Raw genomic sequence first — 25,155 nt, forward strand, 5'->3', positions numbered from 1 at the left:
GGCCGGCGCGAGGACACTCGCGCCGGCCCACCCCCGATCACTCGTAGCAGCAGAAAACTATCCCTGAGAAGGGGAAAGGAAGTACGACGTGCTGGACGTCAACTTCTTCGATGAACTCCGCATCGGTCTCGCGACCGCGGACGACATCCGCAATTGGTCCTACGGCGAGGTCAAGAAGCCGGAGACCATCAACTACCGCACGCTCAAGCCCGAGAAGGACGGCCTGTTCTGCGAGAAGATCTTCGGACCTACTCGCGACTGGGAGTGCTACTGCGGCAAGTACAAGCGCGTGCGCTTCAAGGGCATCATCTGTGAGCGCTGCGGCGTCGAGGTGACTCGCGCAAAGGTGCGTCGTGAGCGCATGGGCCACATCGAGCTGGCCGCACCGGTCACGCACATCTGGTACTTCAAGGGTGTTCCGTCGCGCCTCGGCTACCTGCTGGACCTGGCGCCGAAGGATCTCGAGAAGATCATCTACTTCGCCGCCTACGTCATCACGTCCGTCGACGACGAGCTGCGCCACAACGAGCTCTCCACTCTCGAGGCCGAGATGGAGGTCGAGAAGAAGGCCGTCGCCGATCAGCGTGACGCCGACCTCGAGGCCCGTGCGCAGAAGCTCGAGGCCGACATCGCCGAGCTCGAGGCGGAGGGCGCCAAGTCCGACGTCCGTCGCAAGGTCAAGGACGGTGGCGAGCGCGAGATGCGTCAGCTCCGTGATCGCGCGCAGCGTGAGCTGGATCGTCTCGAGGAGATCTGGACCACCTTCACCAAGCTGGCCAAGAAGCAGCTCATCGTCGACGAGCTCATCTACCGCGAGCTGATCGACCGCTACGGCGAGTACTTCACGGGTGCGATGGGCGCGGAGTCCATCCAGAAGCTCATGGAGACCTTCGACATCGAGGCCGAGGCCGAGAGCCTGCGCGAGACCATCCGCAGTGGCAAGGGCCAGAAGAAGCTCCGCGCGCTGAAGCGTCTCAAGGTCGTCGCCGCGTTCCAGTCCACGGGCAACTCGCCCATGGGCATGGTGCTCGACGCCGTGCCGGTGATCCCGCCGGAGCTGCGTCCGATGGTGCAGCTCGACGGTGGACGTTTCGCGACGTCCGACCTCAACGATCTGTACCGCCGCGTCATTAACCGCAACAACCGCCTCAAGCGACTGATCGACCTCGGTGCTCCCGAGATCATCGTCAACAACGAGAAGCGGATGCTGCAGGAGTCGGTCGACGCCCTGTTCGACAACGGTCGTCGCGGCCGTCCGGTCACCGGACCGGGCAACCGCCCGCTCAAGTCGCTGTCCGATCTGCTCAAGGGCAAGCAGGGTCGTTTCCGTCAGAACCTGCTCGGCAAGCGCGTCGACTACTCGGGCCGTTCGGTCATCGTCGTCGGACCGCAGCTCAAGCTGCACCAGTGCGGTCTGCCGAAGCTCATGGCACTCGAGCTGTTCAAGCCGTTCGTGATGAAGCGCCTGGTGGATCTCAACCACGCGCAGAACATCAAGTCGGCCAAGCGCATGGTCGAGCGTCAGCGCGCACAGGTGTGGGACGTCCTCGAAGAGGTCATCGCCGAGCACCCCGTGCTGCTGAACCGCGCACCGACGCTGCACCGTCTGGGCATCCAGGCATTCGAGCCGCAGCTGGTCGAGGGCAAGGCCATCCAGCTGCACCCCCTCGTGTGCGAGGCGTTCAATGCCGACTTCGACGGTGACCAGATGGCAGTCCACCTGCCGCTGTCCGCCGAGGCGCAGGCCGAGGCACGCATCCTGATGCTGTCGTCGAACAACATCCTGTCGCCGGCATCGGGCCGTCCGCTCGCCATGCCGCGTCTGGACATGGTGACGGGTCTGTTCCACCTGACGCGTCTGGACGACAAGGCTCTGGGCGAGTTCCAGGCCTCGACGTCCGACTCGGCGGAGCTGGGCATCTACGCCAGCCCGGCCGAGGCGCAGATGGCCGTCGATCGAGGCGTCCTGACCGTGCAGTCGCAGATCAAGGTGCGTCTGACGCAGCAGCGTCCGTCGCGCGAGATCGAGTCGGAACTGTTCCCCGACGGCTGGACCCCGGGCGATGCCTGGACCGCCGAGACGACGCTGGGCCGCGTGCTCTTCAACGAGCTGCTCCCGACGAACTACCCGTTCGTCAACGAGCAGATGCCGAAGAAGCGCCAGGCGACGATCATCAACGATCTCGCCGAGCGGTACCCGATGATCGTGGTCGCGCAGACCGTCGACAAGCTCAAGGACGCCGGCTTCTACTGGGCCACGCGTTCGGGTGTCACGATCTCCATCTCCGACGTCCTCGTGCCGCCGGAGAAGCCGCAGATCCTCGAGGAGTTCGAGGCTCAGGCCGACCGCCTGGAGAAGCAGTACCAGCGCGGCGCTCTCGACCGGACCGAGCGCAACTCGGCCCTGGTCAAGATCTGGCAGGAAGCCACCGAGCAGGTCGGTAAGGCCATGGAGGCCCACTTCCCCGACGAGAACCCGATCCCGATGATCGTGAAGTCCGGCGCAGCCGGAAACATGACGCAGGTGCGGTCGCTCGCCGGCATGAAGGGTCTGGTGACCAACCCGAAGGGTGAGTTCATCCCGCGCCCGATCAAGTCCTCCTTCAAGGAGGGCCTGACGGTCCTGGAGTACTTCATCAACACCCACGGTGCTCGTAAGGGTCTGGCCGACACGGCGCTTCGTACCGCCGACTCGGGCTACCTGACGCGTCGTCTGGTCGACGTCTCGCAGGACGTCATCGTTCGAGAGACCGACTGTGGCACCGAGCGCGGCATCACCACGGTGATCGCGGAGAAGCTGGCCGACGGCTCGATGATCCGCGACGCGCACGTCGAGACCTCGACGTACGCCCGCACCCTGGCCGCTGACGCGGTCGACGCCGACGGCAACGTCATCGTCGAGCGTGGACACGACCTGGGCGACCCGGCCATCGACGCGCTGCTCGCAGCGGGCATCACGTCGGTCAAGGTCCGTTCGGTGCTCACCTGCACCACGGGCACCGGCGTCTGCGCCACCTGCTACGGCCGTTCCATGGCCACCGGCAAGCTCGTCGACATCGGCGAGGCCGTCGGTATCGTCGCGGCACAGTCGATCGGTGAGCCCGGCACGCAGCTCACGATGCGTACCTTCCACCAGGGTGGTGTGGCCGGCGACGACATCACCGGTGGTCTGCCCCGAGTGCAGGAGCTCTTCGAAGCTCGTGTGCCCAAGGGCAAGGCGCCCATCGCGGACGTCTCGGGTCGCATCCAGCTCGAGGACGGTGACCGTTTCTACAAGATCACCATCGTCCCGGACGACGGCGGCGAAGAGGTCGTCTACGACAAGCTCTCCAAGCGTCAGCGTCTGCGTGTCTTCAAGCACGACGACGGCACGGAGCGTCTGTTGTCGGACGGTGACCACGTCGAGGTCGGCCAGCAGCTCATGGAAGGTGCTGCCGATCCCCACGAGGTCCTGCGAGTCATGGGCCCGCGTCAGGTGCAGATCCACCTCGTCAACGAGGTCCAGGAGGTGTACCGCAGCCAGGGTGTGTCCATCCACGACAAGCACATCGAGACGATCGTTCGTCAGATGCTCCGCCGCGTGACCATCATCGATTCGGGCTCCACGGAGTTCCTGCCCGGATCGCTGACCGAACGCAGCGAGTTCGAGTCGAGCAACCGTCGCGTCGTGTCCGAGGGTGGCGAGCCCGCGGCCGGACGTCCGGTGCTGATGGGTATCACCAAGGCATCGCTGGCGACCGACTCGTGGCTGTCCGCGGCGTCGTTCCAGGAGACCACCCGAGTGCTGACCGACGCGGCGATCAACTGCCGCTCGGACAAGCTCATCGGTCTCAAGGAGAACGTGATCATCGGAAAGCTGATCCCCGCCGGCACCGGCATCAACCGGTACCGGAACATCACGGTTCAGCCCACCGAGGAAGCACGTGCCGCGGCCTACGCGGTGCCGTCGTACGACGATCAGTACTACAGCGCGGACGGCTTCGGCCAGAACACCGGTGCTGCAGTGCCGCTCGACGACTACGGTTTCTCCGGCGACTACCGCTAGCCGGTAGCGCGACAGACAAGTCCAGCCCCGCACTCCACTTCGGTGGGGTGCGGGGCTGTTCTGTGTTCGGGGGTGCCGGGTGCTGATCGTGCCGGGCGCACCGTGCCGGCCGGTTGGGGCTGCCGGGCGCACCGCGCGGGGGGTTGGGGCTGCCGGGCGCACCGTGCGGGGTTCTGCGCACGCTACGGGGTGCGCGCAGCACCGGGCGCTGCGCGCGGAAGGTCCGGCGGGTTGCCGACGGTCCGGCGCCCCGGATCTCTGGTGCGCGTCGTGCCGGGCGCACCGCGCGGGGTTTTGCGCAGGTTATGGGGTGCGCGCAGCACCGGGCGCTGCGCGCGGCGCCGGGCCCGGCACACCGCCAGGTCACCGCGATGAGTTCCGGGCCACCGCGGAGTCGGCATCTGTATGACCGAGACTCCCAGCACCATCACGAACATCGGCGTGGCCATGTTCACCGTTGCCGATCAGGACAAGGCCCTCGACTTCTACACCCGCGTGCTCGGGTTCGAGGTGCGCGGTGACACCCGCTTCGGCCCGAACGAGGAGTACCGCTGGCTCGAGGTGGCCCCGCGCGGGTCCACGGCGCGACTGGCGCTCAACCCGCCGATGTACGACCAACCCGGCGGCTCGTCCATCGGGGTGGAGACCTCCGACGTTCGAGCGGAGCACGCGCGCCTGAGCGCCATCGGCGGCGTGGACATGGAACCGCTCGGCGAGGACGACGACCCCAATGTGCCGCCGATGTTCATGCTGAAGGACCCCGACGGCAACGTCGTCACCGTCGTGCAGGCGTGAAGCGTTCCCTCCCGGCTCAGCGCAGAGCGAGGGTCGGGAGGGACAAGCTCACAAGCATCAGCGCGAACAGCAGCCAGGCGGCGCCCTGCCAGACGGGCCACGTCCCGCCGTGGCGGTAGGACCGGTAGCCGATCCACAGTGCGCCGATCCCGCCGAGCAGACAGACAGCCGGGACGAGCGCACCGATCACGACGCTGGACGCGCCCGCTGCGAGGAACACGGCCACCCCGACGGCAGCGATGCCGATCACGGCTCCGTCGTACGCGGCCGCGTGGCGGAACGCTCGCGGATCGCGCCACCGCTTCTCGACGTCGCGCCTGCCCATCTCTCGCTTGTCGTCCATGAGTTCGGCGTACCCGATTCGCGTGGTTTCAGCGCGAGTCCTCGTGGCCCGGCCACGCGCGCGTCGCCTCCGATCCACACGGAGTTTTCTTTCGAGGAGCACCGTTCGGTCCATGACCCGTCGTGATCTCGTCATCGGTGCCGATCGTTCTCTGCGTGCCGGCACCACGCGTCGTTCGTTCCTCACGTGGACCGCACTGGTCGGTGCGCTCGCGATGACACCGGAACTGTCGAGCGCGACGGCCCACGCGCAACCGCCGCGCGGCACCCCGGCCGACTACCCGTTCCGCCTCGGCGTCGCGTCGGGCGATCCGCTTCCGGACTCGGTGGTGCTGTGGACGCGTCTCGCGGTCGACCCACTCGCTCCGGTCGGCGGTATGCGGCCGGGTGTGGTGCCGGTGCGGTGGGAGATCGCCGACGACGAACGCTTCGGGCGGATGGTGAGCCAGGGCATCGAGCTGGCATCCGACGCGGACGGCTGGTCGGTGCACGTGGACGTGCGAGGTCTGGCTCCGGCGCGAGAGTATTTCTACCGCTTCATGGTCGGTCCGCACGTGAGCACCGTCGGACGGACGAGGACGGCGCCCGCACCGGGATCACCCCTGGCGTCACTGTCGTTCGCATGGGCGTCGTGCCAGAAGTGGGAGGACGGGTTCTACGGCGCCTATGCCGATCTCGCGGCGAGTGACCCGGACGTCGTGTTCTTCCTCGGCGACTACATCTACGAGTACGCGATCGCCGGCACGGGCGCCCGAGCATCGCAGCCACGGCCTGACTCCGCGGGCCGAGAGACGTTGATGCTGAACGACTATCGCGATCGGTACGCGCTATACAAGTCGGATCCCGACCTCGCGTCGGCCCACGCGGTAGCGCCGTGGATCACCACCTTCGACGATCACGAGGTGGACAACAACTGGGCCGGGGCGATCAGTCAGGATGCCGGCACCGCCGCTCCCGGCGACCCTGCGGGTGACCCGCGATTGTTTCTCCTGCGCCGCGCAGATGCGTTCAAGGCGTGGTGGGAGAACACTCCCGTGCGGATGGCCCAGCGACCGACGGGACCGGATCTGACGGCGTACCGCCGCTTCAGTTTCGGTGATCTGGTGGACTTCTCGGTGCTCGACACCCGTCAGTACCGCAGCGATCAGGCCAACGGGGACGGCGAACATGCGCAGAACGCGGAGACCGCGGATCCGAGTCGCACCATCACCGGAGCGGCGCAGGAGAAGTGGATCCTCGACGGCTTCGGGTCCGGCGCCACGTGGAAGTTCCTCGCACACCAGACGGTGATCTCCGACCTCGCCCGCATCAGCGACGGCGAGCGGAAGGTCGGGATGGACCCGTGGAGTGGATACGAGGCGTCACGGCACCGCATCCTCGACGGCGCCCGCGACCGCGGTCTTAACCTGGCGTCCATCGTGGGTGACATCCACCGCACCATCGTGTCGGAGCTGCGCCGCGACTATCAGGACGACTCGGCCCCGGTGGTGGGCGTGGAGATCGCGTCGACATCCATCGCCTCGGGCAAGGACGGTGCGGACGTCGACACGGTCGGTGCGGACATCGCGGCCGCGTCACCGCACGTCAAGTTCGGCAATGCCCGTCGCGGCTATCTGCGTGCGACGCTGACGCCGACGGAGTGGCGGTCCGAGGTCCGGGTCCTGGACGCGATCTCGGTTCCCGGCGCGCCGGTCCGCACGGCAGCGACCGTGACGGTGCCGGAGGGTCGGCCGGAGATCGGCCTGGCCTAGCGGACGGCCGGGTACGCCTAGCCGCCCGCAGCGATGACGGCTGCGATGTTGCGCTCGGCGAGCGCGGTGATGGTGAGAGACGGGTTGGCCGCACCCGTGCTGCCGGGAACGAGAGCTCCGTCCATGACGTACAGGCCGGGGTGCCCCTTCACTCGTCCGTAGGTATCGGTGACGTCGCCCAGGACCGCACCGCCGAGGGGGTGCGCGGTGAACGTGTCGTCGACGTCGCGAGTGAACGGCTCCGCGGAGACGACGGTGCGGCCGGCCTGTGCCATCCGGTTCTGCACTGCGCGCAGTGCCTCGACGGTGTCGCGGCTGCCGCCCTTGGGCCAGGTCAAGCTCATCCCGTCCGTCGCACGGTCGTAGCGGAAATCGGCCCGCAGCGGGTCGATGGTCATACCGAGCGATCCGAGGAACCCCATCTCGGTGGGAACGCCCGGGACGTACCAGTTCTCGACGCTGAGTGGCAGGCCCGTGTCGTCGACGATGCGCGAGGCGCACGGCGCCCCCTGCGGTCCGCCGCCGATGGGGCCGAGCGAGCGGGTCATGAAGGCGTCGCCGTTGGTGCCCCATCCACGTCCGACGAACTCGTTGAGCTCCGTGAGCGCGCCGGTGGCCTGCGCGCGGACCAGCAGTTCGGTGGTGCCGATGGAGCCGGCGCCGAGGATCAGCGAGTCGCAGGTGAGAGTGCGTGTCTCGAGCGCGTTGCCCTCGGGATCGAGGCGCCGCACCTCCACGCGGTAACGGCCGCCGCTCTCGGTGCCGATGGCGACGACCTCGTGGCTGTGACACACCACGGCGTTCCCCGTGGCCTCGGCCTGCGGGATGTAGTTCTGCGTCAGATCGTGCTTCGCACCGTTGGAGTTACCGAACGTGCTGCGGCCGATGGTGGCGGACGGCCGGGACCGCCCGGACATCTCGTCACGCAGCACGTTCCAGTTCCAGCCTCCGTCGACGCGCTGCGGGTCGAATCCGGCCCGGCGAGCATGGTCGTCCCACGTTCGCGAATGGGCGAATCCGGGGGATGCGTAGATGTCGTCGGGCATCGTCGAGGGCCGGAGCACCGAGCGCGCCTTCGGGTACCACTGCGACGCCATCTCGTCGTAGTCCAGACGGCCCCCGAAGGAGAGGTCGAAGAAGCGCCTGTCCGGGGCGATGCTGACGCCGGTGTAGACGACGGAGCCGCCGCCCACCGCGGCTGCGCGCCACACCGACAGGTTCTCGTATCGCGTGGTGTCGAGGACGCCGTTGAACCAGTCGACCGGCCCGACGGGCATGCCGGTGAGATTGGTGAACGAGCGCTGATGCCACAGGCCGCGCCCGTCGGCCGTCATGTCGGCGGTGAAGATCTCGCGGAACGGATCGCGCGGCCAGCGAAGTCCTCGTTCGAGCACGGTGACCGCTGTACCGGCCTGCGCGAGCCGCAACGCCGCGGCGCTGGCTCCGAAGCCCGATCCGATGACGATGGCGGGTGAGTGATCCGGTGGGCGCGGCGGGTCGGCGAACAGTTCGGGCAGGAGGTTCCGGATCGAGGGGACGCCGAGCGGGAGGGCGGACGCTGCCGACCGGGTGATCGCGGGCGGAACCGTGAGGCCCACCATTCCCGCCGCGGCCAGTTGCAGCAGTTGCCTGCGCTTCACGTGCACACCCACCATCGATCGAGAACAGTCGAGTGATCAGTGTCCCGTGCACGGTGCCGACGATGGAACCACTCGACCGGATTGTATGACTGTTACCAATCTCCGTGCCGGTTTCTCGGGAGCGCCGGAGCGGAACAGGGTGGCTCTCGCGACGGTTGTGCAGAGTATGCGTCTGTCCCTTCTCGATCGCTCCCGTACCCGCACCGATCGGTCCGCCGCCGCCGCGGTGTCGGACACGATCGAGCGTGCGCGGTGGGCCGAGGCGGCGGGTTACGAGCGGTTCTGGGTGGCCGAGCATCACGCCGTCCCCGGCATCGCGAGCGGCTCACCCGCGGTGCTGCTCGCCGCGATCGGCGCGGCGACGTCGCGGATCCGGCTGGGGTCGGGCGGCGTCATGCTGCCGAACCACTCGCCCATCGTCGTCGCGGAGCAGTTCGCGATGCTCGATGCGCTGTGTCCCGGCCGTGTCGACCTCGGTGTCGGCCGGTCGCTGGGGTTCACGCCGCCGGTGCGCAAGGTGCTGCGGGCGGACACCGAGGACGCCGAGCGCTTCGCCGACGACCTCGCGGATCTGCAGGACTTCCTGCTCGGAACCGGTCCGGTGACCGTGCAGCCCGCGCCCGAGCGACTGATCCCGATCCACGTTCTCGCGACGGGTCACGGGCTGGCGATCGCCGCGCAGCGCGGGCTTCCGGTGGTGGTGGGCGGACCGATGCTCACGGGTGACCTTGCTCCACTGACGGCGTATCGACGCGAGTTCGTTCCGTCGGACTTCGCGGCGCAGCCGTCCGTGACGGTGTCGCTCGACGTCCTGGTCGCCGACACCGACGCCGAGGCCCGCGGACTCGCCATGGCGGAAGCGGTGGCCATGGCGGACTCCCGCCGTACCGGGGAGTTCCCACCGCTGCGGGCGGTCACCGAGATGCCCGACGGTCTCACCCCGCGAGCTCGGGAGTCGGCCCAGCGCTCCCTCGACGGCAGCGTGCACGGCAGTCCGGCGACGGTGCGCCGCCGGCTCGAAAACCTCGTCGACCGCACCGGTGCCGACGAGATCCTGTCCTCGGCATCGACGTTCGACCGCGACGCGCTGCGTGCGTCCGACGAGGCGTTGGCCGCACTGCTGCGCTGACGGGTCAGACCTGCAGGTCCACCCACACCAGTCTGTGATCGCTGGCCGACAGCAACTCGGCGCCCGGCTCGCCGGGCGCGGGCCAGAAGACCCCCGACCCGGTGACCGTCAGATCGGTGCTCGGCAGGACGTAGTCCACCCGCAGATCACCCGGCACGGGATCGGCGAAGTCCGCCGTGTCGGTGCCGGCGGTCGGCGAGGTGGGCGCCGGGTCCTGCAGCGCCGGGCTGTCGAGTAGTTGCGCGATGGCGCCCGGATAGGAGTCCCCGTCGACCGGATCGCTGTTCTGGTCCCCCAACACCACGAACGAGGAACCGTTCGGCAGGCCGCCGGCGAGTCCGGTGTCGTCGACGAGGTAGTCGGCGCCGGCGATGTAGTCCGCGGTGAGCCGGATCTCGTCGTGGTTGCGTCGGCCGTTGCGGTCCTCGGGCCCGTCGAAGGAGGGCGGCGTGGGGTGCGAGACGACCAGGTGGATCACCCGCCCGTCGATGTCCACGGGCACGTCCCAGTGCGATTTGCTCGACAGGCGCAGCGCATCCGAGTTCGCGCCGTAGTACTCGCGCGGCAGCAGGTTGTCGGGCATGTCGGCCCAGCGGAAGGTCTGGAACGTGCGGACCGCCGCGGCGTCGAGTGGGAACTTGGAGAGGACGACCATGCCGTACTGGCCGGGAAACTGCCCGAAGCCCCAGGCGTCGTTCGGTCCGTCGGACCGCCCGTCCCCGTCGAGGTCGAGCCCGGACGGCTCGCCGGTGTTGACGGGCGCCGTGTATGCGAACGGGTAGTCGATCGGTGCGTCGCCGACGGCGAGGTAGTTGTCGCGGAAGAGGTCGACGGCGCCGTCGGAGTAGTCGAACTCGTTGAGCAGCAACATGTCCGGGGCGTTGCGCTGGACCACGTCGGCCACCGACCGGATCTGCGGATCCGTTCCGGACCGCAGAGCGGCGACCAGATCGCCGGCGGCGGGGCGGTTCATGCTGGCGTTGTACGTCGCGACGCGGACGGTGCGTGGGTCACCCGGCGGCTCGTCGGCGGCAGGCGCGCTGCAGGCGGTCAGGGTGTGGACGGACGCGGCGAGGACGGACGCGGCGAGAAGCACGCGGGTGAGTCGCATGGTGCGGGACGCTATCGCGCCGCCCTGACAGACGGGCGAACACGAGAGGGCGGGCAGGGGCGTGTCAGGCCACGCCGTCCAGCACCCGCTGCGCGTCCGGCGACACGTACGGGTAGGCGCAGAGGGCGAGCACGCCCCCGATCAGCAGCAGGGGCAGCAGCGGAACCATGCCGGTGGTGAGGGAGCCGTACGCGTCGGACACCGCGCCGACGAGGAGCGGTCCGACGGCGCCGCCCACGGTCGCGGCGATCTGCAGCAGTCCGTAACCCAGTCCGCGGTCGCGCGGGGCGAGCACGTCGGCGACGCACGAGGTGAGCGTCGGAATGGCCCAGGCGGTGAAGAACCCGAACACGGTGAGCAGCACGGTGAAGGGCAGCCAGCTCTCGGAGGCCAACGCCCCGGCCATGGCCGCGGTGCCCAGCAGGATGCCGGTGCCGCCCACCAGGACGCGCCACTGCGACGGCGTCGAGAACAGGGTTCGCCGGGTGAGCAGGGATCCGACGAGCGTGCCGCCGACGATGCCGATCAGTGTCAGACCACCGCCCGCGGACGCGGCGGCCGCTTCGCCGAGGCCGAAGCGACGTTGCAACAGGCTGGGCACCCAGAACGTCAGGCCACCGACCGCGAGGCTCATGACGGTGAGAGCGCCGCCGGTGAACCACAGCGTCCGGATCGGTGCGACGCGGCGAAGTTGGACCGGCATCGGGTCGGTGGTGGCCTCCGGCGCGGGCGTGTCCGCGCTGCCCGCGGCCAGTCTGTCGGCGTACCCCCGTTCGGGCTCGCGCACGCGTGACATCAGGACGGCGACCACCACACCGGGAATCGCCATGACGAGGAAGGCGCCGCGCCACCCGAGCCACTCGGCGAGCACTCCGCCCAGCACGATGCCGGCGCCGCCGAGGTAGGCCGCGGTCCGCCACCACCCGAAGGCCGTCGGGCGGGTCGCGGGTGGGTGGAAGTCGGCGAGCATGCTGGCGCTGGCCGGGTTGTCGATGGCCTCGGCGGCGGCGAGGCCCATGCGCACCAGGTAGAAGATGGCGAAGGTGGGAGCGAGCGCGGAACCGACCGTCGCCAGGGCCCACAGGAACACGACGACGGTGATGATGCGGCCGCGGTCGTGGCGATCGGCGAGGTAGGCGGCGGGCATCGCGAGGAGGCCCGCGGCGACGGCGGCCGCAGTGGGAATGGAACCGGCCGCCGTGTCGCCGAACCCGAACTCCGCCTGCAGCTGCGGCAGCACGGCGGCGACCAGGCTGAACTCGATGCGGTCGACGAGGGAGACCAGCACCAGCACGATCGCGGGTCCCCACCCGTACGGGAGGGTGAGGGAGTCGCGCCGCGCCCCGATCGTGCGCCACCGCGGTGCCCGCGTTGCCGCCGCACCCCGCTCGGTCCGATTCTCGGTCTCCGTCACTGCCGCCCCCGTCCGACCGGCGCGCCTGCCGATTCGGGCGCAGCCTATTCCGGCGAAACGCCCGGGTGCCGTCGTCGGGAGAAGCTTGGGCGGACCCACCATCGGGCCCGCCCGGACCCTTGCTCCGTCACCCCCGTGCGCCTTTTGCGTATCCCTGGATGCGCAAGAGGCGCACGGGGGCGTCAGCCCACCGGCAGCTGCTGCACCGCCCACCTGTTGCCGTCCGGGTCGGCGAAGTACGTGAACAACCCCCAGCCCTCGTCCTTCACCGGGGTGGCCTCGACGCCCGCGGACAGCAGCATCTCGTACGCGGCCTGCGCGTCCTGCACGACGACGAGCATGCCCTCCACGGATCCGGGTGCGGCGGAGGTGATGTGCTTCCCGATCGCGATCGAGCACGCGGAACCGGGCGGGGTGAGTTGGACGTAGCGCATGTTCGGGAACGGACTGGCGTCGTGATCGGCGTGGAAGCCGATGTGCGTGTAGAACTCCTTCGCACGGTCGACGTCGGTGACGGGCAGCATGACGAGCTGGATCTCCATGGTGAGCGGGTGCGTGGCGGTCATGGTCGGCCTCTCCTCGTATCGGATGATGACCGAGATTGTGCGCTCGATCGAGGACGATCACGGTCCGCAATGAGTCGCCGATTCCGGGAACAGTAGGTGTCATCTCCGGTCACAGGTACTGTGACCGGACATTCGTCGTCAGGAGGACTCACATGGTCAGCGTGCGCAACAAGGTCGTGCTCATCACCGGCGCGGGCCGCGGTATCGGCGAGGCGACGGCGCGGGCTCTCGCGGCCAAGGGCGCGAAGCTGGTGCTGACCGACGTGGACGAGGCGCCTCTGACGGCACTCGTGGCCGATCTGGGCGACGTCGCCGTGGGGGTGCGCGCCGACGTGCGGGATCTCGCGGACATGCAGGCCGCCGTGGACGCGGGCATCGCGCGATTCGGAGGCATCGACGTGGTCCTCGCGAACGCAGGCATCTCGAGCTACGGGTCGGTGCTCAACGTCGATCCGGAGACGTTCAAGCGCGTGATCGACATCAACACCACGGGCGTCTTCCACACCGTCCGCGCGGCGCTGCCGTCGCTCATCGAGCGCAAGGGCTACGTGCTGGTCGTCTCGTCGCTCGCGGCCTTCACCGCGTGCCCCGGCCTCGCGTCGTACAACGCGAGCAAGGCAGGGGCCGAACACTTCGCCAACGCTCTGCGCCTCGAGGTCAAGTACCAGGGCGTGGACGTCGGCTCGGCCCACATGGCGTGGATCGACACCCCGTTGGTGCAGGACGCCAAGTCCGACCTCACCGCCTTCCAGGATCTGCTGGCCGTCCTGCCCTGGCCACTCGGCCGCACCCTGCCGGTCGAGGCGTGTGTCGACGCCTTCGTCCGCGCGATGGAGCGGCGGTCACGCCGGGTCTACGTTCCCGGCATCGTGGGCGGCATCGGGTGGGTGCGCTCCGTGCTCACCACTCGGCTCGGTGAGGCCACGACGCTGCGCCACGTGCCGCGCATCCTGCCGAAGATGGACGCCGAGGTGAAAGCGCTGGGTCGCTCGGAGAGCGCGCGCAATCGCGCTGTGGTGGAGGGTCAGTCGACGCGGAGCGCGTGAGTCAGGCGGGCGCGCCCCGGCCCGAGATCCGACCAGTCGCCGGTGAACTCCAGTACCGCCAGCGCGGAGGTGGGGTAGCCCCGTCGGATCCACACCGCCGCGTCCGACTCCTGATTGTCGGCGAGTTCCAGTGCCGTGAACGGGATTCCGGGTGCGTGGCCCACCACCAACACGGTGGCCGCCCCGTCGTCGGTCGCGGTGATCTCGCGGACGATGTCGTCGGGGGAGCCCCCGTAGACGGTGCCCTCGAAGCGCACCGGCGCGTCGACGGCCGTGCGCTCGAGGGTCTGGCGAGTACGCGTCGCCGTCGAGCAGATCACCGCGTCCACGGCGCCGACGTTCGCCCGGATCCAGTCGCCGGCCGCGGCGGCCTGGCGACGGCCCCGCTCGTCGAGCGGCCGGTCGTGGTCGTCCACCCCGTCCGGGTACGAGGACTTGCCGTGGCGCATCAGGATCAGGGTGCGGGTGTCGGACATCGCTCGATGCTAGTGCCCGACCGGGCGGCGAGCGATGCTGCTGCCCTCGGGCGTCCAGTCGATGTCGCCGCGCTCGCGAAAAGCGTTCAGCCACCCGATCATCGGCCAGTGTCCCCATCGACCGTGGAAGATGGCGGCGTTGGTCACGATGTCGTCGAGATGCTCGATCGGCGGCGAGGACACGGGGTGCCACTGATGGTGCGCGTGCGCTCCGCCGACCCACAGCAGATCCAGACCCGACCGTTCCGCGACGCGGCCGACGTCGGTGTCCTCGCCGCCGTAGCCCGTGTAGTCCTCGCAGAACCCCCCGAGCGTGTGCCACGTCGCCGACGTGACCGCGAACGACAGCGACCAGAACAGATCCCAGTTCGTTCCGATCTCGACGTGCCCGGGCGCCGGATTCGGGCGTGCCGCATGGGGATTCGTCCATCCGTCCAGGTCGTCCGGGTACCCACCGGAGACCTCGGGCAGGTAGGTGACCGGCCCGCACAGCACGGCTCCGTCGCGCGCATGACGGACGTACCAATCGATCATGTCGCGGCCCGGGATGCAGTCGACGTCCAGGAAGATCAGCAGATCGGCACCGGCCTCGAGGGCGAGGCGCGCGCCCTCGTTGCGCGCCCGGGCCAGGGGGAGCGCGTCGCCGACGCGGGGAACGACGGCGGTGGCGTCCACGACCGTCGGGTCACCCATCGACACCACGACGTGCAGATCGGCTCGCCGCGTCGAGCGAGCGAGACCGCGGCGTTGCGCAGCGAGGTGCCCCGCGCGACCCGACACGATGGTCACGACGGCGACCGACGTCACGCCCACACGTCCTCGATCGCCGCCGCCGCGCGACGCGCTGCGCCGTCCACCTCGGTCCGTGCCCGGATGTCGCCGGTCAGCGCACCGGCACGGTTCAAGATCTCGGGCCACCGGTCCGGATCGGGCCACGACTCGAGCGAGATCGCCAGCCCCGCGGCCCCCAGCGCGCGAGTGGTCGCGAGTTGCTCCCCGTGCGGGCGACTCTCGGCCACGATCACCGCGGGCGCACCCGATGCGGCCACGTCGGCCACCGCGTTCTGCCCGCCGTGCGTGACCACCACGCCGGCACCGGTCAGCAGCGGCCACACGTCGTCCACCCAGGGAGTGCCGGGCGCGCCGACACCGCGCCAGGTGCGGGTCGGCGTGGCAGCACCCGCTCGGGCGAGGTAGCCCGGGGTGAGAGCTGAGCCCCCTGCGCCCGCGAGCACGACGACGGACGTCGGGTCACGGTCGGTTCCGGCGCGGGCACGATCGGCGTGGGCACTGATCGAGCCGGCGTACACGGTCCTGTCCTCGAACTCGCGCAACCACTCCGGCCGGTACACCGAGGCCGACCATGGAGCGACGATGCGGTCGGCGACGCGATAGGCAAGCTGATGGGGCGCATCGGTACGCTCGCCCGGCATCGCGAACACGACCACCCGAACACCCATGAGTCGCACGAACATCGCGACCTCGACGGACACGTCCACGACGACGCATCGGGGGCGATACTCGTCCACGAACCGCGCGAGGGCGGCCATGCGGTCGGTCATCCCGGGGACCGAGGTGGGCGCCCAGTGGACGACCCCGTGAGCGGTGGGGTCGTCCGGATCGTCACCGCCGTCGGGTGTGTCGAGAGCGGGATCGGCGGAGCCGTCGGGTGTGTCGAGAGCGGGATCGGCGGAGCCGTCGGGTGTGTCGAGAGGAAGTGTGATCCAGCCCGCGAACGGGTCGGTGTCCGACGGCCGGGGCCGCGAGGACAGCACCGTCACCGGCTCGGCGAGCGCCCGTGCGACGGACCGGGCGCGGGTCAGATGCCCCACGCCGTGGTGGTGGACGTAGTACCCGATCATGCAGGGACGGCGGCGGTTCGGCCCGACGTCGTCAGCAGCTCGTGGTAGAGGTCGAGATAGCTGTCCACCATCGTCGCGTCCGAGCAGATGCGCTCCGCGCGAGCGCGGGCGTGCGCACGGGGGAGGCGCGCAGCATCTCCGATGGCGCCGGCGAGAGCGTCGATGTCGTCGGCGGGCACCATCCGGCCACACGTGTCGTCGAGGATCTCCGGGATGCCGCCGCGGCGGAAGGCCGCCACCGGTGTGCCGCACGCGAGTGCTTCGGCGACCACGAGCCCGTACGGCTCGTCCCATTGCGGCGTCACCAGTGCAACGGCGGCTCCACCGACCAGGTCGGCGAGTTCCTTCTGCATCAGATGGCCCTCGTAGGTGACGCCGTCGCCGAGGCGGGGCTCCACCGCCGTGCGGAAGTAGTCGTCGTCGGCTGCCGGTCCGGCGATCCGTAGGTGGTAGCCGGCGCGCCGGGCGGCGTCGATGGCGAGATCGACCCCCTTCTCGGGAACCAACCGACCCGTCCACACCGCGTACTCACCCGCGTCGCCGTGATCGGCGGTGCCCTGGCCGAACGGCCACCGGTCGAGGGGGATCCCGTTGGGAACCACCGGGATCGGACCCGCGACGGGCAGCCACTGCTGCGCCGTGTACTCGCTCACCGCGGCGTATCCGGTGTTCGGGTTGAGCGGCACCGCGGCCGCTGACTCCAGCCAGGCGAGCGGCGGCGTGTGCAGCGTCGTGAGCATGGGAACCGGCACCATCGAGGACATCGCGATGGGCAGGTAGTGGAGGCTGTGATTGTGGATCACGTCGAACGACTGTGCCAGGGGGCCGGCCAGTTCGAGCATGACCGACAGATAAGCGTGATGCTCGTGCACCACCCACGACGGTCCCATGTGTTCGGTCCGCGCGTGCGGACTCATCTGGAACGTGTGGACGTCGATGACGTCGTGCGCGACGTCGGTCGACGTGCCTTCGGCACCGAAGAGAGTGACGTGATGGCCGCGCTCGGTGAGGGCGTGAGCGAGATGCCACACGTGTGCCTCGAGACCACCCGCGAACGGTTGCGCGATGGGGAAACGCGACGATCCGAGGAGGGCGATGCGGAGCGGACGTGCGGCGGCGGCGACCGTCATACGAGCACGGCTCCGTCCGCGCGGCCCGAGGCGACGGGAGCGGACAGGGCACGGTAGAGCGCGGCGTGCTCGGCGGCGATCGCACTCTGCTGATGGCGCCGGTAGTCGGCGAAGTCCGGGCCGGTCGGCACGGTGCGCAGCGCCTCGCCCACCGCGGCATCGAGCGACGCGGGATCGAACAGTCCGGGCCCGAAGACGAAGGTGGGGCACGGGAACTGATCGGCGAAGTGGCCGATGTCCGGGACCACGGGGACGACGCCGAGGTCGCGGCACGCCTCCATCCAGCCCGAGTGCGTACCGAAGCGGTACGGAAGCACGGACACGTCGATCTCGGACAGGTACTGCCACAGCTCGGCGTCGGTGAACCGACGATGCACCCGCACGTCGACGTCCGGGTGATCACGGAAGGCCAGTAGTCGCTCGCCGCGCTCCGGCGCGTACCAGTGGCTCGTGTGGTCGAACACGTCGTCGTCGATGTCGAGACGCACCACGGCGTCCCGTGCCGACGCGGCCGCCACGACGGTCGCCATGACCGCCTCGGGATCGAGGTTCGCGCGCAACGACTTGGCGTGCACGGCGACGACTGCACGCTCGTGCGCCGTGGTGTCGCGTGCGGCGATGACGTCCAGCGGTGCGACGTGCGGATGCGGGATCACCATCGCCGAGCGGCCCCACAGGCGCTCGATCTCCCGAGCGGCGCGGTCGGTCAGCGTGATGACGGCGGCCGCGGCGGGGACGAGGACGTCGAGCTGGGACCGGTGCATGTCGAGCGCGGCGAAGTGTGGGTTGTGCAGGTCGTGCACCGTGAGGACCAGGGGAGTCGACGACTCGCGCAGCACGGCGACGACGTCGGCGAGCCGGTCCGGGGTGGCGGCGTCGAAGCCGAAGTGCAGGTGCACCACGTCGATGTCGTCGATGTGCGCGCGGAGATAGTCGGGCTCGAGCAGGCGCGGCGGCCACCACTGCCCGGGCGTGGTCGCCTCGAGGGGCCGGGGATCGTCGAGCAGAAGAATGTCGTCGCCCGTGGCGACTACAGCGGCGACGTACGGGTGCGCAGCAGGGATGGATGCGACGGCGATCACGGCTCGGGTCATCCTCTCGGGAGCAGACGCGCGCGCCCGAGGGGTGGGCAGGGCGGCACGGGTGTACGAACAGGGATCGGGCCGCCTTCTGGACCACGACAAAAGAGGAATGCCCCGGGGGGCTCGTCCACAAACGCGGTGTCGTGCAGGTCTCTCACCGCTTCGCCTGCGCGCTGTCCGGGTAACCCGACGCCATGCCTCACTCTGCGTCGACCGAGCCGGACGGCCGGACGCGTCACTACGGCGAGTTCTACGGTCTCGACCCGGTGCCCGACGATCCACCGCTGTGGATCGTGCTCGGGAACTGCCAGGCCGAGGCCGTGCGAGTGATGCTCGACGAGGTGCCGGACGCGCCGTTCCGGACCGTGCGCATGCCGCCGGTGCACGAACTCGACTCGGCCGACGTGCGGCACCTCGCCGAGCTTGCCGGCCGGGCCTCGGTGTTGCTGGCGCAGCCGGTTCGCGACGACTACCGCGACCTGCCGATCGGGACGAACCAGGTGGCGTCGATGCTGCCGGAGCACGCCCGGGTCGTGCGGTGGCCGGTCTTCCGGTACAGCGGGCTGTACCCGTTCCAGGTGATCGTGCGGCACCCGAGCGACCCGTCGGCGTCTCCCGCCGGCGCTCCGTACCACGATCTGCGCACGGTGCTCGTGGCCGCAGGCAGAGTGGAATCCGAGCAGTGGTGCGCCGCTCCTGTCGCCCCTGACGCGCTGCGCGCGAACGCCGAGGCGAGCATCGCCGAACTCGCACGACGCGAGCGCCGGGACTGCGACGTCGCGATCTCGGACGTCCTGACCGCCCTCGGAGCGGACGCCGCACACACGATCAACCACCCCGGTAATCCGGTGCTGCTCGAGCTGGCCACGCGCATCCTGTCGGCAGCCGGTGTCGACGCTGCGGCGGCGGATCCCGGCCGCGTACTACTCGATTCGGTGCACACACCGCTGGAGTCCGCTGTCATCGACGCGCTCGACCTCGGCGCCGCGCCCCGGCCGGACTGGGTGATCGCCGGCTCCGTCGTCGAGGCCGAGGACATTCACCGTCGCCAACTGCAGTGGTACGCCGAGCATCCCGCGTTCGTGGACGCCGCGCTCACCCGACACGCGGACACGCTCTCGCTGCTGCTCCCGGAGGTCGACTCGTGACGTCGGTCGCGCATCTCGTCATCGGTCCCGAGCGACACGGGGTGGTGCAGTGCGCGCTGCGCATCCGCGACGGCATCACCGACTCCGGTCTCGAGTCGACGCTCCTGCGTCACGAGTCCGCGACTGACGTCACGTCGATTCCGGACGTCGACGTCGTGCACCTGCACGTGACGGACCGGTTGTTCGGGTCACCGGCGACGGCTGCGGCCGGGGTGGTCGAGGACCTGGCGCGGCGCATCCACGCATCGGGTTCCGCATTCGTGGTGACGCTGCACGATCTGCCGCAGCCGTCCGACGGTCGGTCGGCGTCCGCGCGCATCGAGTGCTACCGACGGGTGGTCGCGTGCGCGGACACGGTGATCGTCAGCAGCGAGCACGAACGGGATCTGTTGCGCGAGGCCGGTATCGGTACCCCGTCCGTCGTGATCCCGCTTCCCGTGGCGACGGGGGCCGGCATCCGCACGGGCAGCGGCGAGGTGACCGTCGGCGTCCTCGGGTTCCTGTACCCGGGAAAGGGGCACGCCGAGGTGCTGGCCGCGCTGCCCCCGGGCGCGCACCTGCTGGCACTGGGAACGCCGTCGCCGGGACACGATCATCTGGTCGACGAGCTGACCGAGTCCGCAGCGGCACACGGCACCACCGTGCGTGTCACCGGCTACATCGACGACGCCGACCTTCCGGTCGAACTCGGCCGCGTCACCGTTCCCGTGGCGCATCACCGGCACATGTCCGCGTCCGGGTCGATCAACACCTGGATCGAGCACGGCCGTCGACCGCTGGTGGTCGCCGGCGCGTACACCCGTGAATTCGCCCGACGCTCGCCCGGCACCGTGACCCTGTACGAGGATCACGGTCTCGCCGAGGCGCTGGCCGACGCGGCGCGTGACCCGGCGTCGACCTGGCTCGAGAACGGCGTGATGGCCCATCCGACCGACTCGGAGGTCGGCGCCGCGCACGTGCGGGTGTACGCGGAGTCGGCCGTGGTGCACGCGTGATCACCACCGCCGTCCCCACCCCGCTCGGCCACGCGGTGCCCGGAAACAGGTGGGACCTGCTGCGCGACATCGATGCTCCGCGCCCGTCGGTCAGCGTCGTCGTGCCCTATTTCGAACAGCAACGGTCGCTGGATCTGGTTCTCGCGGCGCTCGAGCAGCAGACGTACCGCGCGTTCGAGGTGATCGTCGCGGACGACGGCTCGGCCACGGCGCCGCTCGTCCGCAGTGCGCTCGACGTCACGGTGGTCTCGCAGGAGGACCGTGGCTTCCGCGCCGCCGCGGCGCGCAATCTCGGGGCCCGTGCCGCGTCCGGTGACGTGCTCTGTTTCCTCGACGCCGACACGGTTCCCGAGCCCGGGTACCTCCAGGCGCTCGTGCGTCTGCCGTCGCTGGTTCCCGATGCACTCACCGTCGGTCGACGGCGACACGCGGACCTGTCCGCGCTGGGCCGACTTCCGGGGCCGGACGACGGAATCCTCGACGAGCCGCGCTGGTTGATCGACGCGTACCGCGGTTCGCGCGATCTGCTCGATGCCGATCATCGCTCCTATCGCCACGTCATCAGCGCGGTGATGTGTTGCACCGCAGCATTCTTCGAGGAGATCGGCGGCTTCGACGAGTCGTTCGGCGGATACGGCGGAGAGGACTGGGAGCTGGCCAATCGCGCCTACCTCGCCGGCGCCCTGATCGCGCACGTGCCGGACGCCGTCGCCTGGCACGACGGTCCCGACTGGGCCGGCCGACCCGGTGAGGAACGCACCGAGCAGAAGAACGAGGAGGCCCTGTCCCTGCTTCCACTCGTCACCGACCCCGCTGCGCGCACCCACGGCGTCCGGTACGCCGTTCCCGACCTCACGGCCGTCGTGCACGCCGACGGACACAGTGCCGCATCGCTGTTGGTGACGGTGGGATCGGTGCTCGCGCAGGGGGACGTCACCGTGTGGGTGGACGGAACGGACGCCGCGGATCTCGTCGCGTCGTGGCGGACCGACGACCCGCGAATCCGCCTCGGTGTCCCCGGCGGCGACGACGTACGGCGCAGCCGCTTCGGGCTCGACCTCGTCGGTCCGGTCGTCCTGGCCCCGGATGCAGCGCGGACGCTGGAGGCGTCGACGCCTCCGCAAGGCCCCGGTCTGGTGCGGTCGAGCGTGCCGGGCGGCAGCGTCGAGTGGTGGTCGTGGCGCGCCGTGCGCCGGGCCCGCCGGTGGGCCGACGCACTGGATCGCACCCCGCAGCAGGCCCTCGCCGACCTGTTCGGCATCACGGACGTACCGGCCGACGAGGTCGGCATCGCGGTGGGTCCGCATCAGCCGGACCTGTCGTGGTGAGAGCCCCGAACCACTCAAGTCACAGGACACCGGAGGCAGCATGACCACCGAGCACGACATCGTCATCATCGGCGGGGGCAACGCGGGCATCAGCGCCGCCGCCCGTTTCCTGAACAAGGGCGTCTCCAACGTGGTGGTCATCGAACCGCAGGAGGTGCACACCTATCGGCCGCTGCTGTCCTACGTCGGCGGCGGGCAGGCGTCCCTCGCGTCCGCGCAGCGCTCCCAGCGCTCGGTGACACCGAAGGGCTGTACCTGGATCCAGGAGCGTGTCGTCTCGGTGGACACCGTGACGCGGACGGTGCGCACCGAGTCGGGCACGGAGGTGCGCTACCGCGACCTCGTCGTGGGATCCGGTCTCGTGCCCGATCACGACGCACTGCCCGGAATCGACGCGGCGCTCGCCTCGTCGTCGGTGGCGAGCAACTACCTCGACGAGGCGACGCGTACCTGGCACCTCGTGCAGACGATGCGTCCCGACGGGCACGCCGTCTTCACGGTTCCTCGTGCGCCGGTGAGCTGCACCGGCACCACCATCAAGCCGCTGTTCCTCGCCGCCGCGCACTGGCGGAAGGTGGGTGCCGCGCCGTCTATGACGCTGGTGGTCGACCGCCCGGATCTCGTGGGAGTGCCGGCGCTCGACGCCCGGCTGCGGAAGTACCTGCGGGAGCTGGATGTCCGAGTGCTTCACCGCACCGCCGTGACGGCGCTCGCGCCGGGCGAGCGATCGATCACGGTGACCGGCGCGGACGGTCGCACCGAGCGGATCGGCTACGACATGCTGCATCTGGTGCCGCCCTACCGCGGACCGCGGTGGGTCGAGGAGACCGGCCTGGCGAGCGCTGATCCCGGCACGCACGCAGTGGTGGACGTGGATCCGCGGACCTTCCGGCACCGCACACACGAGGGCGTGTGGGCCGTGGGCGACGGCGCGTCCATCGACACCGATCCCTCGGGCGGCGGACTACGGCGCCAGGTGTCGATCCTCGTCGACAACGTGCTGGCGCAACGATCGAACGAGGCGCTGGGGGAGTACGACGGCTACACCGTGGCGCCGATCCCGGTGGACGCGCGGCGTCTCATCGCGGCCGAGTTCGATCGCACCGGCGAGATCACGTCGTCGTTGCCGTCGTTCCTGGACCCGCTGAAGCCCCGTCGGCTCTCGTGGGCGGGCGACCGGTTCGGCCTGCCGTTCACGTACTGGCACCTGTTGCTGAAGGGCCATCTCTGAGTCAGCTCGTCGGGCGCAGCATTCCGGTGAGGAACAGTTGCGTAGCAGCATCCACGATCTCGTCGGGGGTCGCACCGATGTGGTCCTGCAACCGGGCGGAGACGAGTTCGGAGCAGGCGCCGATGAACATCAGCGCCATGAGCCGGTCCTGCGGCGGCGGGAGTGCGCGGTCGGCCCAGAGTTCGTGCGAGCGTTCGACGACCACGTCCGCGACGGCGTCGATGGTCGCCTGACGTCGAGCTCGCAGGGTCGGTGACGCCATCGACTCGACGAACGCGATCCGGCCCTTGCGGGGGTCGGACAGCATGATCGACACCACGGCGCTCAGAGCGGCCCGCACGCGGTCGGCGACGTCTCCGTCCGTCGACGAGACGGCGTGGATCGCAGCGCCTCTCACCTCGTCGGCAACGCTGTCGAGCACGGCGAGCAGCAGGTCCGACTTGGTGCGGAAGCTCTCGTAGAAATACCGCTCGGTGAGCCCGGCGGCCGCGCAGACCGCGGTCATCGTGGTCTTGTCGGTGCCCACCGAGGACATGAGGTCCAGGCCCGCCTCGATCAGTGCGGCCCGGCGGCGGACGGCGCGGTCCGCCGCGTCCACTCCGCCGTAGGTCCTGCTCGCGGGTTCCGCCATGCCGTCAGTCTCGCAGGTCTTGACGAGCGCCTCTCCTGTGACGCACACTACATCTGACAGGACGCCCTGTCAGATACTCAGGAGGCCCCATGGCTCACGCGCTCGCCGCCCCACCGCTCGGCTCCGATCTCCGTCCCGTCATGGGCAGCGCGGGCATCCCCTACGTCGGCCGTTCGATGCAGTACATCCGGGACCCCCTCGCCCTGTGGCGGCAGCAGGAGCGGCGCTACGGGCAGGTCTCGTGGCACACGATGGCGGGCCGGCGCGTGGTGCTGGTGCTCGGCGCCGACGGGTGCGAGGAGATCCTGACCAACCGGGACAAGGCGTTCAGCAACGCACTCGGCTGGCGGCCGCTCATCGGGCCGTTCTTCGACAACGGGCTCATGCTCATGGACCTCGGCGAGCACCGCCACCACCGGCGGCTGCTGCAGCAGGCGTTCACCAAGGACCGTCTCGCGTCCTACGCCGCGGCGATGGAACCGCTGATCGCCCGCACCGTGCAGGAGTGGGACTCGTCGGAGCACTTCGAGATCTATCCCGCCGTGAAGTCGTTGACGCTCGGCCTCGCGACAGAGGTGTTCATGGGCGGGGTGCGCGACGGTGACACCCGGCTGGACGCCGTCAACAAGGCCTTCGTCGACTGTGTTCAGGCGGCGACGTCCATCGTCCGGCTCGACGTGCCCGGTGGTCGGTGGCGCCGGGGTCTGAAGGGTCGACGCTTCCTCGAAGACTTTCTGCGGGACTATCTTCCGGATCGGCGGCGCGGCGACGGCCGAGATCTGTTCTCGGTGCTCGCCCACCTCGAGGACGACGACGGCGAGCGCTTCTCCGACGACGCGATCATCGACCACATGATCTTCCTGCTGATGGCAGCGCACGACACGTCGACCATCACCATCTCCACGATGGTCGATCAGCTCGGCCGACACCCGGAGTGGCAGGAGGAATGTCGCGGGCAGTCGCTGGCTGCGGGTCCCGATGTCTCCGCACCCGAGGCTCGGGCGGGTCTGACGGCACTCGACGCGGTGATGAAGGAATCGCTGCGCATGCTCGCTCCGCTGCCCACCATGGCGCGATGGACGGTGCGGGACACGGTGATCCGCGGCCATCACGTGCCTGCCGACGTGATGGTGGTGGCCACGCCGCACTACACGCATCACGATCCCACCTACTGGTCGGACCCCGAGGTGTTCGACCCCACCCGCTTCGACGGTCGCGCGCTGCCTCACAAGTTCGCGTGGCAACCGTTCGGCGGCGGTGTTCACACGTGCCTGGGTCAGTTCTTCTCGGCGATCGAGATCACGATGGTGCTGCACCACCTCCTGCGCCACCACACGTGGTCGGTGCCGGCCGATCGTGCGACACCGATCGACTTCACCTCCCTGCCGTATCCCAAGGACGGGCAGCCCGTGCGGCTGCAGCGCCGCAGCTGA

At 69.7% G+C, this 25,155-nt stretch carries 21 protein-coding genes; 10 read left to right on the top strand and 11 right to left on the bottom strand.

All coding sequences use genetic code 11. The features are described from left to right. Positions 1-88 precede the first annotated feature (88 nt). Positions 89-4,045, top strand: a complete 3,957-nt coding sequence (locus HQ325_RS13840; protein ID WP_222630368.1) for a DNA-directed RNA polymerase subunit beta' — start codon at positions 89-91, stop codon at positions 4,043-4,045. Positions 4,046-4,450: 405 nt separating this feature from the next. Further along, entirely contained in the window at positions 4,451-4,840 is a 390-nt protein-coding gene (locus tag HQ325_RS13845; RefSeq protein WP_222630369.1) for a VOC family protein, read from the top strand. A 16-nt stretch (positions 4,841-4,856) separates the two neighbouring features. Here the strand turns inward: HQ325_RS13845 and HQ325_RS13850 are convergent, their stop codons facing one another. Continuing rightward, positions 4,857-5,183, bottom strand: coding sequence for a hypothetical protein (locus HQ325_RS13850; protein ID WP_222630370.1), 327 nt, complete (start codon positions 5,181-5,183; stop codon positions 4,857-4,859). A 112-nt stretch (positions 5,184-5,295) separates the two neighbouring features. Between HQ325_RS13850 and HQ325_RS13855 the strand changes: the two genes are divergently transcribed. Next, a complete protein-coding gene (locus tag HQ325_RS13855) occupies positions 5,296-6,933 on the top strand; it encodes an alkaline phosphatase (RefSeq protein ID WP_222630371.1) in 1,638 nt (545 codons plus the stop codon). A 17-nt stretch (positions 6,934-6,950) separates the two neighbouring features. Here HQ325_RS13855 and HQ325_RS13860 read toward each other — a convergent pair whose 3' ends face one another. After that, positions 6,951-8,573 carry a GMC oxidoreductase gene (locus HQ325_RS13860; RefSeq protein WP_374107217.1) on the bottom strand — a complete coding sequence of 541 codons (1,623 nt, stop codon included), beginning with the start codon at positions 8,571-8,573 and terminating at the stop codon, positions 6,951-6,953. A 166-nt stretch (positions 8,574-8,739) separates the two neighbouring features. Between HQ325_RS13860 and HQ325_RS13865 the strand changes: the two genes are divergently transcribed. Further along, positions 8,740-9,702: an MsnO8 family LLM class oxidoreductase gene (locus tag HQ325_RS13865; protein ID WP_222630373.1), complete on the top strand. Its 963-nt coding sequence runs from the start codon at positions 8,740-8,742 to the stop codon at positions 9,700-9,702. Between the two features lie 4 nt (positions 9,703-9,706). Here the strand turns inward: HQ325_RS13865 and HQ325_RS13870 are convergent, their stop codons facing one another. From HQ325_RS13870 to HQ325_RS13880, 3 genes are all read right to left on the bottom strand, one after another. Then, complete coding sequence (locus HQ325_RS13870) at positions 9,707-10,813, bottom strand: endonuclease/exonuclease/phosphatase family protein (protein ID WP_222630375.1); 1,107 nt, start codon at positions 10,811-10,813, stop codon at positions 9,707-9,709. Positions 10,814-10,877: 64 nt separating this feature from the next. After that, positions 10,878-12,227 carry an MFS transporter gene (locus HQ325_RS13875; RefSeq protein WP_222630377.1) on the bottom strand — a complete coding sequence of 450 codons (1,350 nt, stop codon included), beginning with the start codon at positions 12,225-12,227 and terminating at the stop codon, positions 10,878-10,880. A gap of 182 nt (positions 12,228-12,409) precedes the next feature. Beyond that, a complete protein-coding gene (locus HQ325_RS13880; RefSeq protein WP_222630379.1) occupies positions 12,410-12,793 on the bottom strand; it encodes a VOC family protein in 384 nt (127 codons plus the stop codon). 152 nt (positions 12,794-12,945) lie between these two features. Between HQ325_RS13880 and HQ325_RS13885 the strand changes: the two genes are divergently transcribed. Then, the gene (locus tag HQ325_RS13885; protein ID WP_222630381.1) at positions 12,946-13,839 is read left to right on the top strand and encodes an SDR family oxidoreductase; all 894 of its coding nucleotides are present in this window, start codon (positions 12,946-12,948) and stop codon (positions 13,837-13,839) included. Here the strand turns inward: HQ325_RS13885 and HQ325_RS13890 are convergent. From HQ325_RS13890 to HQ325_RS13910, 5 genes are read right to left on the bottom strand one after another with little or no spacing between them, the layout of a single operon-like run. Next, positions 13,818-14,315, bottom strand: coding sequence for a histidine phosphatase family protein (locus HQ325_RS13890; RefSeq protein WP_222630383.1), 498 nt, complete (start codon positions 14,313-14,315; stop codon positions 13,818-13,820). The genes HQ325_RS13885 and HQ325_RS13890 overlap by 22 nt on opposite strands. A gap of 9 nt (positions 14,316-14,324) precedes the next feature. Next, a complete protein-coding gene (locus HQ325_RS13895) occupies positions 14,325-15,122 on the bottom strand; it encodes a glycosyltransferase family 2 protein (protein ID WP_222630385.1) in 798 nt (265 codons plus the stop codon). Continuing rightward, positions 15,119-16,177 carry a glycosyltransferase gene (locus HQ325_RS13900; RefSeq protein WP_222630387.1) on the bottom strand — a complete coding sequence of 353 codons (1,059 nt, stop codon included), beginning with the start codon at positions 16,175-16,177 and terminating at the stop codon, positions 15,119-15,121. Before HQ325_RS13900 ends, HQ325_RS13895 begins: the two co-directional genes overlap by 4 nt. After that, positions 16,174-17,307 (bottom strand): glycosyltransferase, encoded by a 1,134-nt coding sequence (locus HQ325_RS13905; RefSeq protein ID WP_222630390.1) that lies wholly within the window; start codon positions 17,305-17,307, stop codon positions 16,174-16,176. Before HQ325_RS13905 ends, HQ325_RS13900 begins: the two co-directional genes overlap by 4 nt. Beyond that, positions 17,304-18,389 (bottom strand): hypothetical protein, encoded by a 1,086-nt coding sequence (locus HQ325_RS13910; RefSeq protein ID WP_222630392.1) that lies wholly within the window; start codon positions 18,387-18,389, stop codon positions 17,304-17,306. The genes HQ325_RS13905 and HQ325_RS13910 overlap by 4 nt, the downstream gene beginning before the upstream one ends. 194 nt (positions 18,390-18,583) lie before the next feature. Between HQ325_RS13910 and HQ325_RS13915 the strand changes: the two genes are divergently transcribed. Genes HQ325_RS13915 through HQ325_RS13930 form a run of 4 tightly spaced genes read left to right on the top strand, consistent with a single transcriptional unit; the run spans position 18,584 to position 23,091 of the window. Next, positions 18,584-19,537 carry a WcbI family polysaccharide biosynthesis putative acetyltransferase gene (locus tag HQ325_RS13915; RefSeq protein ID WP_222630394.1) on the top strand — a complete coding sequence of 318 codons (954 nt, stop codon included), beginning with the start codon at positions 18,584-18,586 and terminating at the stop codon, positions 19,535-19,537. Beyond that, positions 19,534-20,532: a glycosyltransferase gene (locus HQ325_RS13920; RefSeq protein WP_308014446.1), complete on the top strand. Its 999-nt coding sequence runs from the start codon at positions 19,534-19,536 to the stop codon at positions 20,530-20,532. The genes HQ325_RS13915 and HQ325_RS13920 overlap by 4 nt, the downstream gene beginning before the upstream one ends. Next, positions 20,529-21,860, top strand: coding sequence for a glycosyltransferase (locus tag HQ325_RS13925; RefSeq protein WP_308014445.1), 1,332 nt, complete (start codon positions 20,529-20,531; stop codon positions 21,858-21,860). The genes HQ325_RS13920 and HQ325_RS13925 overlap by 4 nt, the downstream gene beginning before the upstream one ends. A gap of 40 nt (positions 21,861-21,900) precedes the next feature. Further along, entirely contained in the window at positions 21,901-23,091 is a 1,191-nt protein-coding gene (locus HQ325_RS13930; RefSeq protein ID WP_222630396.1) for an NAD(P)/FAD-dependent oxidoreductase, read from the top strand. Between the two features lies 1 nt (position 23,092). On the opposite strand, the gene HQ325_RS13935 is transcribed toward HQ325_RS13930, so the two are convergent. After that, positions 23,093-23,722: a TetR/AcrR family transcriptional regulator gene (locus tag HQ325_RS13935; protein WP_204868985.1), complete on the bottom strand. Its 630-nt coding sequence runs from the start codon at positions 23,720-23,722 to the stop codon at positions 23,093-23,095. Between the two features lie 89 nt (positions 23,723-23,811). Between HQ325_RS13935 and HQ325_RS13940 the strand changes: the two genes are divergently transcribed. Continuing rightward, the gene (locus HQ325_RS13940; protein ID WP_222630399.1) at positions 23,812-25,155 is read left to right on the top strand and encodes a cytochrome P450; all 1,344 of its coding nucleotides are present in this window, start codon (positions 23,812-23,814) and stop codon (positions 25,153-25,155) included.

This window comes from Rhodococcus sp. BP-349, assembly GCF_019835845.1.
GTDB lineage: Bacteria > Actinomycetota > Actinomycetes > Mycobacteriales > Mycobacteriaceae > Rhodococcoides.